We start from the raw sequence: 15,689 nt of genomic DNA, 5'->3' as shown, positions 1-15,689 counted from the left end.
TTGCACATCGTTCAGGAGAGGGGCTTTACGGAGGTCAGGTATTGCACGAAGGCGTCCGGCTCCACGGCTTTGCTGAAGTAGTAACCCTGGCCTTCCTCGCAATGGAGCGCCTTGAGAAAATTCAGTTGTTCGAGGGTTTCCACCCCTTCGGCAATGACCGTCAGATTGAGGCTTTTGCCCAGGCTGATGATGGCGCCGACCAGAGCCGCGTCGTTGCTGTCACGGCCCAGGCCACGAATGAACGATTGATCGATTTTCAGTACATCGATGGGAAACCGTTGCAAGTAACTCAGGCTGGAATAGCCGGTGCCGAAGTCATCGATGGCCAGCCGTACCCCCAATGCCTTGAGCCGACTCAGCGCGACCATCGTGGCATCGACGTTCTGCATCAATACGCCTTCGGTAATTTCCAGCTCCAGCAAGGCCGGGTCCATGCCTGTGTTCTGGAGTATCTGTTCGATGCCGTCGACAAAATCCCGCTGGCGGAAATCGATGGCCGACACGTTCACCGACATGCACAGATTCGGCAGGCCCTTTGCCTGCCAGGTACGGGCTTGCCGACAGGCCTGGGCCAGCACCCATTTGCTTAACGGCACGATCAAGCCGCTGTCTTCGGCCACTGCAATGAAGTCTGTCGGGTAGATCCAGCCGTGCCCCGGTTTTTGCCAGCGGATCAACGCCTCGGCGCCGACCACCTTGCCGCTGCCCAGGTCGAGTTTCGGTTGGTAGTGCAGGACAAACTCGTTCCGCTCCAGTGCCAGGCGAATCCCCGACTCGATGGTCTGCTGTTCCCGCGCGCGCTGGTTCATCTCATCGATGAAAAAGCTGAAATCGTTGGGGCCGCTTTCCTTGACGTTGCGCATCGCGGTTTCGGCTTTCTTGATCAGTGCGATGGCATCGAAACCGTCATCGGGATAGATGCTGATGCCCAGGCTGGCCGTCACGCTCAAGTCGTGCCCGGCGACGTGCTGGGGCGCACGTATGGCGTTCAACAGTTTTTCGGCGATGCCCTTGGTCTGCTGGGGGTGGTGGATGTCGGCCAGGATCACCACAAATTCGTCGGAGCCGTAGCGAAACACCGAGTCGGAGGCGCGCACGCAGGCCACCAGGCTTTGCCCGACACGCTTGAGCATCTCGTCACCGGTCGGGTGGCCCAACGCATTGTTGATCCGCTTGAAGCGGTCGAGCCCCAGAAACATTACCGCCAGTTGTTTGTCATGGCGTCTGGACAAGGCCAGGGACTGGTTCAGCCGGTCACCCAGCAAGGTGCTGTTGGGCAGCTCGGTCAACACGTCGTACTGCAACAGATGAGACACCTTGAGCAGTTCATGGACCCGGGCTTCGATGGTTTGCTCAAGGCTCAGTACTTTCATCGCCGCGTCCTGCGCCATCTGCCACTTCCAGGTCAGGGCGCTGGCCATCTGGCGGATTTCCAGGCTGTCGAAAGGTTTTTTCAACACCAGCAATTGATCGCCGAACTCCAGCCGTTCGGCCATGGCTTCCCAGGTGTAATCGGAGAACGCCGTGCACAGCGCGATTTGCAGGTTAGGGTCGACCTTCCAGAGCCGCTCGATGGTTTCCAGACCATCCCAGCCAGGCGGCATGCGCATGTCGGTGAACGCCATGGCGTAAGGGCGACCTTCTGCCTGGGCCCGCTTGACCAGTTTGAGTGCTTCCTGGCCCTGATAGGCGGAGTCGAGCTGGAAGACCAGCCGAGTCGTTTGCGGGGTGTCGAACAGCGCGGCTTCAGTGCCGGCGAGGGTGAGTTCATCGTCGGTATCGGCGCCCAGGATCTTGCGGAAGTCCTCATGGATCGAGGGCGTGTCATCGATGATCAGAATGCGCCGGTTGGCCTGGATGAACGGAGTTTTCATTCCTTGTCCTCCGTGGCACGTTGCGAATCACCCGGCATTGCTCCGGGATTGTGATTCGCGCACACGATGCTCCCGGCTTTCAACAGTTCGGCGGCCTGCTGGCTGCTGACCGCTTTGCTGAAGTAGTAGCCCTGGGCATTCATCGGTGAACCGGTGGCCATCAGCGAAGTACGTTGCTCCTGGGTTTCGACACCTTCGGCGATGATGCCGATCCCGACGTCGCGGGCGAAATTGATAATGGCCCGCAAGGTGGTGGCGCTGGCCGCGTCGTGGGCGGCGGTGTCGATGAACGCCTGAGCGAGTTTCAGGTGATTGACCTGGTAAGTCTTGAGGTAGTCGAACGAAGAGTATTCGGTGCCGAAGTCATCGATGGCGATCTTCACCCCCAGCTCACGCAGGCGTGGCAGGATATCGTTGTGCGTCCACTTGGTCTGGGCCAGGGTCGCTTCGGTGACGTCGAAACGCAGGTCCCACGGGCACAGATCCCAGCGGGCAGTGGTGCGCAACACGTCATAGATCAGCTCGGGACCACTCTTGAGCTGGGCCAGGGACAGTTTTATCGCCACCACCGGTGGTGCCATGCCTTCATCGCGCCACTGGTGCATTTGCCGACAGGCGCGCTCCAGCACCCAGTGACCGAGGGCGATGATGATGCCGGTCTTTTCCGCCGCGGGCAGGAATGCGGGGGCTTCCAGTAAACCGCGTATGGGGTGATTCCAGCTGACCTGCGCTTCCATGCCGAGGATCTTGCCACTGCTCAGGTCTACTTCCGGCCAGTAACGCAGTTCGAGCTCGTCGCGTTCGATGGCGGTTTTCAAGTCGTTGGCGATGGTCATGCGCTCGACCACTTCCTGATTGATTTCCTCGGAATGGAAGTGGTACTGGTTGCGGCCCTTTTCCTTGGAGCGATACAGCGCCATGTCGGCCTGGGTCAACAGGCTGTCGGCGCTGAGGCTGACCTGGGCGTAGCTGCTAATGCCGATACTGACCGAGACCCGCACGTCGTTGCCGGCCAGGGAGTAGGGCAGCACCAGTGCATCGCGGACCTTGGCGGCCAGGGCCGCTGATTGGGTCGGATCGCCGACGTCCAGTTGCAGGATCGCGAACTCGTCGCCCCCCAGACGGGCGACCACGTCGTTTTCCCGCACGCAGGTTTTGATCCGTCGGGCGACCTCCTGCAGCAACAGGTCACCCACCGGGTGGCCCAAGGTGTCGTTGATGCGCTTGAAGTGATCCAGGTCCAGGTAAAACATGGCGAACGGGGTGGCCCCGCGCCGGGCGGCGGCGAACGCCTGATGCAGGCGCTCGATCAGCGTCGCGCGGTTGGCCAGCCCGGTCAGCCCGTCGGTGCGGGCCAGCAGGGCGATCTTTTCCTCGGCCAGTTTGCGTTCGGTGATGTCGATGATGATGCCTTCGACTTCCAGCAAGCGGCCTTCATCGTCGCGCACCGGGATGTAGCGGTTTTCGACCCAGCGCCAGTCACCGTCGCCGGTGCGCATCCGGAATTCGATGGAAGCACCGGCTGCATGGCGGTCCAGCACCCGCGCCATGGCGGTGTCGACTTTCTCTTGATCGTCGGGATGGATCAGCTCCTGAGCCCAGTTGGAAGAAGCCACCAGGGCCGCCGCGATGTGGCCGTATTTGGTGATGTTGTGGGAGATATACATCAACGGAAACGACGGTTCGCCCCGCAGCCGATACAGAATGGTCGGGCTGTTCTGCACAATGATGTTGGCGTCGGACAGCTCCCGGGTGCGCTCCTCGACCGCTTGCTCCAGCAGGGACATCTTCAGTGCCGCGTCTTCGGTCATTTGCCACTTGGCGGTCAATGCGCTGGCCATCTGGCGGATTTCGATGGCATCGAACGGTTTTTTCAGGATCAGCAGGCGATCGCCCAGATCCAGGCGCTCGTCGATGTCTTCCCAGGAATAGTCGGAATATGCGGTGCAGAGCGCCACTTGCAGCTTGGGATCGACCTGCCACAGGCGCTCGATGGTTTCCAGGCCGTCCCAGCCCGGCGGCATGCGCATGTCGATGAAGGCCATCGCGTAGGGTGAGTCATTCGCCAGCGCGGTCTCGACCTTGTCCAGCGCCTCACGGCCCTGAAACGCGGATTCGATGATGAAACCTTGCGACGATACCGACACGGGGGTGCCGAACAGGGCGTTTTCAGCGCTGGCCAGACTGTCGTCTTCGATCGATGACGGGCTGAGAATCTTGGCGAAATCCTCGTGGATCGACGCAGTGTCGTCGACGATGAGAATCCGACGATTAGTCCGCGCAAGCAGCGTATTCACTGACATGCGCCTGTACCGACAGCAGTTTGGTGCGATGAGCTCATAGAGGGTATCCCTTCCCTGAGTGCAGGACGGAGCGGGCATCGTTTGGATCCGAGTGACCTGAGCATAGTCGTCCGGTCGGATATTCGCCCGGTTGACTGAAACGAATCATTTGCGGAGTCGGTCGGAAAATCATCTAGCCTGTAGCTCAGGCTCGGGAAAGTCAGAGGAAGTTTTTTCGCGCCTGACATAAAGAGGCTGGTTTCACTTGAGGTATCGCCATGGAAGAGCAGCTCCCCACGACTGTGACCGATAAACCCACGTTACTGCTGGTCGACGATGAGGAGTCGATTCTCAACAGCCTGCGCCGCCTGCTACGCAGCCAGCCCTATGAGGTGCTGCTGGCCACCAGCGGTGCCCAGGCCCTGGAAATCATGGAGCAGCGGTCGGTCGATCTGGTGATGAGTGACGCGCGAATGCCTAATATGGACGGCGCCACGCTGCTGGCCCACGTCCATCAGCGCTACCCCGACACCACCCGGATCATGTTGACCGGTTATGCCGACCCCTCGGCCATTATCAAAGCCATCAATGAAGGGCAGATCCATCGTTACATCAGCAAGCCCTGGCACGATGAGGAAATGCTGCTGACGCTGCGGCAATCGCTGGCCTATCAGTATTCCGAGCGTGAGCGGTTGCGTCTGGTGCAGGAGACCTGGGACCAGAACGAAAAACTGAAGCTGCTCAACACCACCCTGGAAAAACACGTCGCGGCCCGCACCAGCGAGCTGCAACAGACCGCTGACATGCTGGACCTGGCTTACGAAGAGCTCAAACGCAGCTATGTCACCGGCACGGAAGTGTTTTCGTTGCTGGCCAACCTGCGCCTGCCACCTGCCAAGCAGACCAACCGGCAGATCATCGAACTGGTGCGGGTGTACTGCAAACTCCATTACTTGGACGAAGCCACCAGTCGAGACCTGACCATGGCGGCGGCGCTCTACAACATCGGTAAATTGAGCTGGACCGACAGCATGATGAGCACGCCTTCGGATCTGCTGCATCACAATGACCGCGAGCGCTATCGGGGTTATCCGAAGCAGAGTGAGTCGCTGCTGATGACGCTCGACCCGATGAAAGATGCCGCGCGGCTGATCCTGCACCACCAGGAGCGTTGGGACGGCAGCGGTTTTCCCGATCGGCTCAAGGGCGAGGCCATTCCGCTCGGTTCGCGGTTGCTGAAACTGGCGGTGGACTTCATCGAGTTGCAGCGCGGGCTGATCCTCGAACGGCAGATGAACAGCGATGAAGCCCTGGTGTATATCCGCCAGTACGCCGGTCGGCTCTATGACCCGGAACTGGTGGAGGATTTCATTAAGGTCTGTGCTGCTTACCTGAGCGATGTGACGCTGGCCGATCCGACGGTCAAGGTGCTGACCACCCGGGACCTGGCGGCGGGGATGATCCTGGCGCGCAACCTGAATGCCGACAACGGCATGCTGCTGCTCAATGCCGGCAAGGTGTTGAACGGGCCGCTGGTGGAGAAACTGATCGCGTTCGAGGCGATGGAAGGTGCCAAGTACAGCATTTTTGTGAAAGTGCCCGAGGAAGTGGCGATTCTCGAGACGAGTTGAGCTATCAGCACTGATCAACAGTGGGAGCGGGCTCTTGTGGCGAGGGAGCTTGCTCCCGCTGGGCTGCGAAGCAGCCCCAAAAACTCTGATGTACCAGAGATCTTGTGAGTGCTACGCACTCAAACGGGGCGGTGCGGCGTTCCGACAAGCCCCCTCGCCACAGTGCTTTTCGACGTGACGAAAAGCCGGCGCTCATGTGATCCTTGCGCCTTTTACCCAAGGCCAATCCTGATCCATGACGCTTTCATCCGCCGCTTCGCCCCGCATCATCCACATTGCCGCTGCCCTGTTGATCGGCCCCGACGGTCGCACCTTGCTGGTGCGCAAGCGCGGCACCCAGGCGTTCATGCAGCCGGGGGGCAAGATCGAGGCTCATGAGCAACCGGTCCACGCCCTGGCCCGTGAGCTGGAGGAGGAATTGGGACTGGTCATCGATCCGGCGCACGCCACCTACCTGGGGCCATTCTCGGCACCGGCCGCCAACGAGCCGGGTTTTGTCGTACAGGCCGAACTGTTTCAGCTGACCATCGATTCTGACGTTTGCCCGGCGGCGGAAATCGAAGAGGTGCGCTGGATCGACCCGGCCACCGACGGCGATCTCTCGCTGGCGCCATTGACACGAGACCTGATCTTGCCGTTTTATCGAGCTTCACTGATCGAAACCGCCTGATCACCCAGACCCTCTGACTTCAAGGACAGGATGCCCATGATTCCACTTCAAGACTTGCTGATTTTTGCCGCCGCGGCGTTGCTGATGGTACTCACGCCGGGGCCGAACATGATCTACCTGATCTCCCGTTCCATCTGCCAGGGACGCAAGGCCGGGGTGACGTCATTGCTGGGTGTGGTCGCGGGATTTCTAGTGCACCTGTTCGCTGCTGCAGCGGGTTTGACCGCGGTGTTCATGGCTGTGCCGGTGGCCTACGAGGTGCTGAAGTGGGCCGGTGCGTTGTACCTGATGTGGCTGGCCTGGCAGGCGGTCAAGCCCGGTGCGCGTTCGCCGTTCGAGGCGCAGCAGTTGCCGGCGGACTCGTCACGCAAATTGATCACGATGGGTTTTCTCACCAGCGCTCTGAACCCGAAGATCGCGGTGTTTTATCTGTCGGTGTTTCCGCAGTTCATTTCCCCTGAGCACGGTTCGGTGTTCAACCAGAGCATCATCCTCGGCCTGACCCAGATCAGCGTGAGCTTCAGCGTCAACCTGCTGATCGCGCTGTTCGCCGCAGGCATCGCCTCCTGGTTCGTCAACAACCCGAACTGGCTGGCGATGCAGCGCTATTTCATGGGCTTCGTCCTGTCCGGGCTGGCGGTGCGGTTGATGTTTGAGCAGCGGCGAGTGGCCTGAACATGTGGATTCAGCGGCTTGATGCCAGTCATGCCCTGGATTATCGGGCGCTGATGCTCGAAGCCTACGACTCGCATCCCCAGGCGTTCACCTCCAGCGTGCGCGAGCGCGCCACGATGCCGCTGGGGTGGTGGGAGTCGCGCCTGACCAGCAAGCTGGACCGAGTGCTCGGGGCGTTCGAGGAAGGGGAACTGGCAGGCATCGTCGGCCTGGCCTTCGAGTCTCGGGAAAAGGCCCGGCACAAGGCGACGCTGTTTGGCATGTACGTGACCGGCAAGGTGCGCCAGCGCGGGCTCGGTTATCAACTGTTACAGGCCGCGTTGGCTGAAGCGCAGAGTCATCAGGGCCTGAGGCTGATCCAGCTGACCGTCACCGCCGGCAATGAAGCGGCATTCAAACTGTATCAGCGCTGCGGCTTCGTGCAGTTTGGCCTGGAACCGTTGGCGGTGCGGGTGGGCGAAGACTACTTCGACAAGATCCACATGTGGCGCGAGATTACCCCTGAGCCTTGATCGGTTGCTCTATCGCACCGCACTAACCCCATCCAGCGTCGAAAACGACGTGTCCTTGGCCGTCAGCAAAAAGTCGCGCATGTACGGCGCATCCAGCATGTCGGCGCGGATCCCGGCATACAACGTCGCAAACAAGCCTTTCTCCCCCAGTCGCTTGGCCTTCACATAACCCCGTGAACTGTACTCATGCAGCGCCCAATGGGGCATGCCGCAGACACCGCGACCGCTGGCCACCAGTTGCATCATCATCACCGTCAGTTCCGAGGTGCGCACCTGCGCCGGTTCGATGTCGGCCGGTTCCAGGAAGCGGGTGAAGATGTCCAGCCGATCGCGTTCCACCGGGTAGATGATCAAGGTTTCCGTGAGCAGGTCTTCGGGCACGATGTACGGCTTGCTCGCCAAGCGGTGTTGGTTTGCCACCGCGAGCATGGCTTCGTAGGTGAACAACGGCACGTAAGTGATGCCCACCAGTTCCAGCGGATCGGAGGTCACCACCAGGTCCAGGTCGCCTCGGGCCAGCGCCGGCAGCGGGGCGAAGGAGAAGCCCGAGGCCAGATCCAGCTCGACTTCCGGCCAGGCATCGCGGAACTGGTCGATGGTCGGCATCAGCCACTGGAAGCAACTGTGGCACTCAATCGCCATGTGCAGACGCCCCGCCGTGCCACCGGCCAGCCGTGCAATGTCGCGCTCGGCACTGCGCAGCAACGGCAGGGTGGCGTCGGCCAGCTGCAGCAGGCGCAAGCCGGCACTGGTGAAGCGCACCGGTTTGGTCTTGCGCACGAACAGCGGCATGCCCATGCGTTCTTCCAGCTCCTTGAACTGGTGGGACAGCGCCGATTGGGTCAGGTGCAGGCGGTCGGCTGCATCCACCAGGCTGTCGGCTTCGCGCAGGGCGTGCAGGGTTTTCAGGTGACGGATTTCAAGCACCGAGGGCTCCATGAGGAAAACTTGTGATCAACACGAAAAGGTTGAGTTTGTCTCATGTTGGCTGAGCTGTCGACAATAGCAGCATGTTTTACAGCATCCTTTATAGAGAGAAATTCACCATGGCCCTGGCCCACACACTTGGTTTTCCGCGCATCGGTGCCGACCGCGAACTGAAAAAAGCCCTCGAAGCCTACTGGAAGGGCGATCTCGATCAGGACGCCCTGAACAGCGTCGGCCGCCAACTGCGCGCCACCCACTGGCAATTGCAGAAAGACGCCGGCATCGACCTGCTGCCCGTCGGCGACTTCGCCTGGTACGACCAGGTACTGACCCATTCCCTGACCTTCGGTGTGATCCCCGAGCGTTTCGACAGCGTCAAGGATGAACGCGGCCTGCCGACCCTCGACACTCTGTTCGCCATGGCGCGTGGCGCCACGGCAGCCTGCTGCGGCAGCGAACACGGCACCGCGCAATACGCCCAGGAACTGACCAAGTGGTTCGACACCAATTACCACTACCTGGTCCCGGAATTCAGCGCAGACCAATCATTCAAACTGAGCTGGGAACAGTTGTTCGATGAAGTCGAAGAAGCCAAGGCCCTCGGCCACAACGTCAAGCCGGTGATCATCGGCCCGCTGACTTACCTGTGGCTGGGCAAAGCCAAAGGCAACGACTTCGACAAGCTCGACCTGCTGGAACGCCTGCTGCCGATCTACGGTGAAATCCTTGGCCGCCTCGCCGCCCAAGGCGTGGAGTGGGTGCAGATCGATGAGCCGATCCTGACCCTCGACCTGCCACAGTCCTGGAAAAACGCCTTCGAGCGCGCTTACCACATCCTCCAATACTCGCCGCTGAAAAAGCTCGTAGCCACCTACTTCAGTGGCCTGGAAGACAACCTCGGGCTGGCCGTCGGCCTGCCTGTACAAGGTTTGCACATTGACGCGGTGCGTTCGCCGGATCAGCTCGGCCAGGTTTTGGATCGACTGCCGACCTACAAGATTCTCTCGGTGGGGCTGGTCAATGGCCGCAACGTCTGGCGCTGCGAACTGGAGCAAGCCCTGGCACAACTGCAATTTGCCCAGGAGCGCTTCGGCGATAACTTGTGGGTCAGCAGTTCCTGCTCGCTGCTGCACAGCCCGGTGGACCTTGCGCGTGAAGACAAACTCGACCCCGAACTGAAAAGCTGGCTGGCGTTTGCCGTGCAGAAGTGCGGTGAGATCGCCGTGCTGCGCGATGCCCTGAACGATCCGCAAGCGCCCAAGGTGCAAGCCGCCCTGGCTGAAAGCCGCGCCATCCAGGCCAGCCGCGCCCAATCGCCGCGTATCCACAAGGCGGATGTCCAGGCCCGCATCAACGCCATCGGCGCGGCAGACAGCCAACGCCATTCGCCGTTTGCCAAACGGATCGAGCAACAGCGCGCGCGCTTGCAGCTGCCGGCATTCCCGACGACCACCATCGGCTCGTTCCCGCAAACCGGTTCGATCCGCCTGGCTCGTCAGGCCTTCAAGCAAGGCAAACTCTCGGCCAACGATTACACCGATGCCATGCACAGCGAAATCCGCCACGCCGTGAAAATCCAGGAACGCCTGGGGCTGGACGTGCTGGTGCACGGTGAAGCCGAGCGCAACGACATGGTCGAGTATTTCGCCGAACAGCTTGAGGGGTATGCCTTCACCCGGTTCGGCTGGGTGCAGAGCTACGGTTCGCGCTGCGTCAAGCCGGCGATCATCTACGGCGACCTGAGTCGCCCGAACGCCATGACCGTCGACTGGATCACCTACGCGCAAAGCCTGACCGACAAGATCATGAAAGGCATGCTCACCGGTCCCGTGACCATGCTGATGTGGTCGTTCCCGCGCGAAGACGTTTCGCGCAAAATCCAGGCGCAGCAGTTGGCGTTGGCCCTGCGTGATGAAGTGGTCGACCTGGAAGCTGCGGGCATCAAGATCGTGCAGATTGACGAAGCCGCGTTCCGCGAAGGCCTGCCGCTACGCCGGGCGCAATGGCAGGAATACCTCGACTGGGCGGTGGAAGCGTTCCGCCTGAGTGCATCGGGTGTGGGTGACGAAACCCAGATCCACACCCACATGTGCTACAGCGAATTCAATGACGTGATCGAATCCATCGCGGCGATGGACGCCGACGTAATCACCATCGAAACCTCACGCTCGGATATGGAATTGCTGGAAGCCTTCGAAGCCTTCGACTACCCGAACGACATCGGCCCGGGCGTCTACGACATCCACTCGCCCCGGGTGCCGGACACGGCCGAGATGGTCAAGTTGATGAGCAAAGCGGTGAAGCGCATTCCTGCCGAGCGGTTGTGGGTAAACCCCGATTGCGGGTTGAAGACCCGCGCGTGGCCAGAGACTGAGGCGGCGTTGGTCAATATGGTGGCGGCGGCGCGGCAGTTGCGTAGTCAGTTGGCCTAAATCCTGCGGCGCCTGTTCTGGCGCCTTCGCGAGCAAGCCCGCTCCCACGGGGGAGAGGTCGATCACAGAAGTTGTGTACGACATCAATCCTGTGGGAGCGGGCTTGCTCGCGAAGCAGGCGACTTGGTCTTGAATACGACCGCTCAGTACCCTAGCCGTAGGTCACCGACTGTGTGAACACCAGCGAAACGGGATAGTTGCCATACAAGCCTCTTACGCTGAGCTGGTGTGTGCCAGAACCCACTCCAAAAAGGACAGACTGCCAGAAGCCATTAGTGCCCACGTAAACGCGGTCCTGAACGACGATCCCATTGAGCAATATCTGCACCATTGCACCGGGCGCGGCAACGCCATTCACGCTGATACCGGTCGTCCTTGTGTGCTGGTAGTCATACAGGCTCTGACCTCTTGCATTAAGCGCCAGTAATATGTGCGGTCTGACGGGAGCCGGTTCGGGTGCCAATACACTGAACGTCCACAGGTTCGAGGTTCGCCCTGTGGGTTGCTCCATAACGGTAAGTCGATAAAACGACGAGGCCGTTACTGTGACGGTGTAACTCCAGTTGCCGCTGTCGGGCACTTTGAATGAGTCGATGGGTTTCGGGACATTATCGTTTTGGAACAGTGTAAGTGTGCTATCCGGTTTACCCGTGCCGGACAACGTCACGCGATTGGTTTTGGTGCTGCCGCCGTTGGGAATCGAAGCGTTTGTATTGGCATCGATCGCTCTATTGATGAGCAGACTCCAGGTCTTGTTCAGGAGTGTTAACTCACGAACAGGGAAAAACGTGTCGACGCCACCCTTGTTGTTGAAGTTCGCAATCGAAAGCCCCATCACCTGACCGCCATCCTTGAACAGTTCAAGTTGCTGACGGTTGATGACTCCGCTCAACCCACTTGTCACATGATCGGCAGTAATCACGCCATCGAACAATATGATGGGATGATCGGCTCCCGCCGCATTGCTTCCACCCAAGGCCACGCGCATTCGGGTCCCTATGGCGATAAATAGCCAGCGCGCCAGACTCCAGCGCGCATCGCCTTGAAACGTGCTGAGGTCCAGCGTCTTGTGATCCGGCGCTTGTGCAATGCTGAGGCTCGGAAACACGATGGCTTCATCGGGTACAGCGGTGACTTCATAAGTGGTGACGCCGGAGTATTGGTCAGGTAGTTCGGGCTGGGACACACGGTATCGAAGTTTCATGAAGTGACGCAGGTTGGCGGGCACTGTCGTCAGTGGCAATTCGATCAGTAGCGTACCGTTGGCGTTACCTGGCTGCGTGGCCACGACAGGGCTGCCCAAGCCGGCGCGGCCAATCACGATCAGAGCGATACGATGGGCGGCGGACATGCCTTTATAGGTGATTTCGACGGTCGTGCTTTTTTCGGTAAGCCGCGGATTGATTCGGTTGCCGGAGGACACCTCAACGAGCGTTGGAGGCGGGAGCTCCAGAGCTACATCCCCAACGCGTAACTCCAGTTCGGGCGCCGTCAGCGGCAGTGCTCGGTTACGTTCAATGTACCAGTCGATACGGATGACCTGGTGGTTCAGCGAGTCGATCAGTTCGAACGTCAATCTGAACTCAATGTCCTTACCGATGTGAGCGGCGGTAATGGGTAGCGAGTCGACCCAGACGAGTCTGTCGTCAGCGGTCCACACCTGAAGGTAAACCGTGTCGCCGACCTGGGTATGGGCCTTTGCCGGGCAAATGGCCGGAGTGCCGAAGGGAATATCCTTGGGATCGAGTACACCGTTTTCGTCCTTGCCGACATTGACGACATCCAAGGTGTCTTGGACGGGGCCGATGTGCAAAAGCAAAGCATGAGATTCCAGGGGGGCGAGGTGATTTTCCCCGGTTACGGTGTAAGTAGCCTTGAATGAGCCACTCAGGTACGTGTCAAAGTGCCTCGTGTCGATCTCGAACGGCACGATGATTCCCGCCCCTGGGATCACCATCGAACGAGTGACAAACCTCTCTTCTATTTGCAGGCGAGTGGTGCCACCTGCGCTCGTGCTCAGACAGGTCAACGTTACCTTATCGCCAATTTCAAGCCCCTTGATGTCCGGGCCGACATACACAACGGTCTCTGCAAGGTCTGGCGACAGTACGCCGCCATGGGCCTGGGGGGCTGTAGGGGCGGGCCCGCGATATTTTTCGCCGATCAGCTCGGGAGAGTACGGGTAGGACGGCGTGCGGATCTTCTCGCCTTTCTCGATTCTGATGCGTTCGTAACTCAGCGTTATGGTCGCAGGGGCGAGTTGCTTCACGACCGCATAGGGAACAGGGAACGTTACGCTGGGTGTCCTGTAGATCAGGGGACCAAAGAGACGTGAAAATTCGGTCCTGGGGTCATAAAGCTTGAGCTCCACGGTGTCCCCGGTGATGGCGTCCCCCCTTTTAACGGGCACGACAACTTCCATTGGATGGCCATCGAGAGTGTCGATGAACAACACGTCATCCACCGTTTCATTTACCCAGCACATGTCCAGATAGGTTTTATCCGGAACCAGCTCCCCGTCACCAATTTTTGAAGTGTGGCTGCTGTTGTACACCTGATCGTGAATTCTGTAACTGACGAGCAATGGCTTGGCAGGCCCTATCAATTCAAGAACGGATGATGGGACAAAAATCGTGATGTCCTGATCAATCTCTTCGGGCTTGATCACGTAAGCGACGAGCTGATTGCCTACAGTCATCAAAACTGTGTCCCCCGGGCTCATGATCGGCCAGCGCGGAATGATGAAATCAACGCCTCTCTCAACCATCGCCTGATCGATAATCGATGGGAATTCAGGGGCTTGCAAGGGCACTCGTTCGCTGGAGTTGCCCGTCGGATCGAGGCTGTCCGGGAAGGTCGGCTTGAACCATACGACGATTCCGTCCGAGGACTCGGGACCATTGCCACTGGTGCGGTCGACGGTGTACCACAACCGGTGGATGCCCGGTCTTTCAATGGCGGTTCTGGGAATGAGGCTGAGTACGTCCTGGTTGTTGTGATCGGAAGGGACCACGACTGTCTTGATCAGGGTACCTTCCTCTGTCGGATCCGGGACTTGACCCGGCTCAAGGCGTTTGCCCATGTACAGCCGTATCGTGTCTTGCGCCGCCATCAATTCGTAGGAGTGGAAGAGAATCAGCCAGCCAATTCCGGCGCCAGCCGTTTCGTCAGCGTTGACCCCGTACGATGCCACGGGATAGTCGACCTTGTGCCAGCCAGGAATCAGGGCAGGATACAGATTGAGTATTCCATCCTGCGTAAATACCCCCTCTGACTTGATCTCTGCGAACGGATCGACCGGTTGCTGCGGGCTTTCGTGTTGCAGTGCGGCCAATTGTTCTGCTGTAAAAGCGCTCATAGCATGCTCCGATTTTGAGATGGTGCCTGAACCGCTGGGCATTGGTGCGTCAGAGGATTGAAGGCTCGAAGCTGGCGGCTGGCAACTGTCATAAATAACAGGCTGAGGTTGTTTTCCGATGAGCGGTGGGCCCGCATGCCCCACAACCGTTCAGCACTCTTCATCAAACTGTCACGTAACTGTGGCAGCGCGCTTGAACAAACTTCATCAGACTCGCGCTCTACTGGAGTTCTGCGTTTCGGTGTTTTTCATGCGTGCACGATTTTTATCCACAGCGGTCTTTCTGATCGCTGTGTTGTTCAATTTCCCGTCTTTGGCGGCGTCTCGTTGCGATGTCAATGTTCCGACCGAACGGGTCGATCTGGATCAGGTGAGTCTGGCGTACCAGAGCATCGGCCGTGCGTCCGACCCTGCGTTGTTGCTGGTAATGGGCCTGGGCGGGCAGTTGATTCACTGGCCGGATGAGGTAGTGGTCGCGTTGTGTCAGCAGGGTTTCCGGGTGATTCGCTATGACAATCGCGATGTTGGCCTGTCCACTTGGCGCCAGGCACCGGCCGAGGCCAACCTGACGTTCGAAGTGCTGCGCTACAAACTCGGTTTACCGGTGGCCGCGCCTTATACGCTGACCGACATGGCCGACGATGCACTGGGGTTGATGGACGCCTTGCACGTCGAGCAATTTCACGTGCTGGGCGCCAGCATGGGCGGGATGATCGCCCAGCATCTGGCGGCGATGGCGCCGCAGCGGGTCGAGAGCCTGACGTTGCTGATGACCAGCTCGGGTGCCGAAGGCTTGCCGGCGCCGAGTGCGGCGCTGGTGCAGTTGCTCGCGCGACGCGGTGCGCCGAATCGTGAAGTGGCGCTGGAGCAACAGGCTGATTTGCTGGCGGCGCTGGGCAGTCCTTCGGTCACTGATGATCGGCAGGCGTTGCTGCATCAAGCGGCGCTGTCTTATGACCGGGCGTTTAACCCGGAAGGCGTTAAGCGCCAGATCATGGCGATCCTTGCCGAGCGCAGTCGTGTAGATCTGCTCAACCAACTGCGCGTGCCGACGCTGGTGGTTCACGGCACCGCTGATCCGTTGTTGCCGGTGATGCATGGCGTGCATCTGGCGGCACACATTCGTGGCAGTCAGTTGAAGTTGATTCCGGGGCTGGCCCATCGTTTTCAGGAAGCGTTCAAGGCACCGTTGCTGGCGGCGGTGTTGCCGTATTTGCAGGCCCATCGCGAAGATACTTCGCACTGGGTGCAGATTGATCCCGTGGCCGAACGCAATCTTCTGTAACACCCAAATCCAATTGTGGGAGCGGGTTTGCTCGCGAAGGCGG

At 59.6% G+C, this 15,689-nt stretch carries 10 protein-coding genes; 6 read left to right on the top strand and 4 right to left on the bottom strand.

Going from position 1 to position 15,689, the window contains the following annotated elements:
* Positions 1 to 11 precede the first annotated feature (11 nt).
* Together F475_RS22330 and F475_RS22325 are read right to left on the bottom strand one after the other, a co-directional pair.
* Entirely contained in the window at positions 12 to 1,874 is a 1,863-nt protein-coding gene (locus F475_RS22330) for a bifunctional diguanylate cyclase/phosphodiesterase (protein ID WP_064616301.1), read from the bottom strand.
* On the bottom strand, positions 1,871 to 4,177 hold the full coding sequence (locus F475_RS22325) for an EAL domain-containing protein (RefSeq protein WP_018926632.1): 2,307 nt from the start codon (positions 4,175 to 4,177) through the stop codon (positions 1,871 to 1,873). The genes F475_RS22330 and F475_RS22325 overlap by 4 nt, the downstream gene beginning before the upstream one ends.
* Before the next feature lie 257 nt (positions 4,178 to 4,434).
* Between F475_RS22325 and F475_RS22320 the strand changes: the two genes are divergently transcribed.
* From F475_RS22320 to F475_RS22305, 4 genes are all read left to right on the top strand, one after another.
* A complete protein-coding gene (locus tag F475_RS22320; protein ID WP_019581571.1) occupies positions 4,435 to 5,787 on the top strand; it encodes an HD domain-containing phosphohydrolase in 1,353 nt (450 codons plus the stop codon).
* 235 nt (positions 5,788 to 6,022) lie between these two features.
* Positions 6,023 to 6,457 (top strand): NUDIX domain-containing protein, encoded by a 435-nt coding sequence (locus F475_RS22315; RefSeq protein WP_111454737.1) that lies wholly within the window; start codon positions 6,023 to 6,025, stop codon positions 6,455 to 6,457.
* Between the two features lie 36 nt (positions 6,458 to 6,493).
* The gene (locus tag F475_RS22310) at positions 6,494 to 7,132 is read left to right on the top strand and encodes a LysE family translocator (protein WP_064616303.1); all 639 of its coding nucleotides are present in this window, start codon (positions 6,494 to 6,496) and stop codon (positions 7,130 to 7,132) included.
* A 2-nt stretch (positions 7,133 to 7,134) separates the two neighbouring features.
* Positions 7,135 to 7,644 (top strand): GNAT family N-acetyltransferase, encoded by a 510-nt coding sequence (locus tag F475_RS22305; protein WP_111454736.1) that lies wholly within the window; start codon positions 7,135 to 7,137, stop codon positions 7,642 to 7,644.
* A 9-nt stretch (positions 7,645 to 7,653) separates the two neighbouring features.
* Here the strand turns inward: F475_RS22305 and metR are convergent, their stop codons facing one another.
* Positions 7,654 to 8,571 carry a transcriptional regulator MetR gene (gene metR, locus F475_RS22300; RefSeq protein ID WP_111454735.1) on the bottom strand — a complete coding sequence of 306 codons (918 nt, stop codon included), beginning with the start codon at positions 8,569 to 8,571 and terminating at the stop codon, positions 7,654 to 7,656.
* A 119-nt stretch (positions 8,572 to 8,690) separates the two neighbouring features.
* Between metR and metE the strand changes: the two genes are divergently transcribed.
* Entirely contained in the window at positions 8,691 to 11,003 is a 2,313-nt protein-coding gene (gene metE, locus F475_RS22295) for a 5-methyltetrahydropteroyltriglutamate--homocysteine S-methyltransferase (RefSeq protein WP_111454734.1), read from the top strand.
* 151 nt (positions 11,004 to 11,154) lie between these two features.
* On the opposite strand, the gene F475_RS22290 is transcribed toward metE, so the two are convergent.
* The gene (locus F475_RS22290; protein WP_111454733.1) at positions 11,155 to 14,361 is read right to left on the bottom strand and encodes a hypothetical protein; all 3,207 of its coding nucleotides are present in this window, start codon (positions 14,359 to 14,361) and stop codon (positions 11,155 to 11,157) included.
* A gap of 250 nt (positions 14,362 to 14,611) precedes the next feature.
* Between F475_RS22290 and F475_RS22285 the strand changes: the two genes are divergently transcribed.
* Entirely contained in the window at positions 14,612 to 15,646 is a 1,035-nt protein-coding gene (locus F475_RS22285) for an alpha/beta fold hydrolase (protein ID WP_111454732.1), read from the top strand.
* The last annotated feature ends 43 nt before the right edge of the window (positions 15,647 to 15,689 follow it).

The organism is Pseudomonas sp. URMO17WK12:I6, from assembly GCF_003253625.1.
Classification (GTDB): Bacteria; Pseudomonadota; Gammaproteobacteria; order Pseudomonadales; family Pseudomonadaceae; genus Aquipseudomonas.
The sequence above is the reverse complement of the archived record's forward strand: the minus strand, read 5'-3'. Positions and strand labels throughout refer to the sequence as shown.

Bases quoted from the DNA above. Each gene is read 5' to 3' on its own strand.
- F475_RS22315 (WP_111454737.1), top strand. From the start codon at position 6,023: ATGACGCTTTCATCCGCCGCTTCGCCCCGCATCATCCACATTGCCGCT.
- F475_RS22305 (WP_111454736.1), top strand. From the start codon at position 7,135: ATGTGGATTCAGCGGCTTGATGCCAGTCATGCCCTGGATTATCGGGCG.
- F475_RS22330 (WP_064616301.1), bottom strand. From the start codon at position 1,874: ATGAAAACTCCGTTCATCCAGGCCAACCGGCGCATTCTGATCATCGAT.
- F475_RS22320 (WP_019581571.1), top strand. From the start codon at position 4,435: ATGGAAGAGCAGCTCCCCACGACTGTGACCGATAAACCCACGTTACTG.
- F475_RS22285 (WP_111454732.1), top strand. From the start codon at position 14,612: ATGCGTGCACGATTTTTATCCACAGCGGTCTTTCTGATCGCTGTGTTG.
- F475_RS22310 (WP_064616303.1), top strand. From the start codon at position 6,494: ATGATTCCACTTCAAGACTTGCTGATTTTTGCCGCCGCGGCGTTGCTG.
- metE (WP_111454734.1), top strand. From the start codon at position 8,691: ATGGCCCTGGCCCACACACTTGGTTTTCCGCGCATCGGTGCCGACCGC.
- F475_RS22325 (WP_018926632.1), bottom strand. From the start codon at position 4,177: ATGTCAGTGAATACGCTGCTTGCGCGGACTAATCGTCGGATTCTCATC.
- F475_RS22290 (WP_111454733.1), bottom strand. From the start codon at position 14,361: ATGAGCGCTTTTACAGCAGAACAATTGGCCGCACTGCAACACGAAAGC.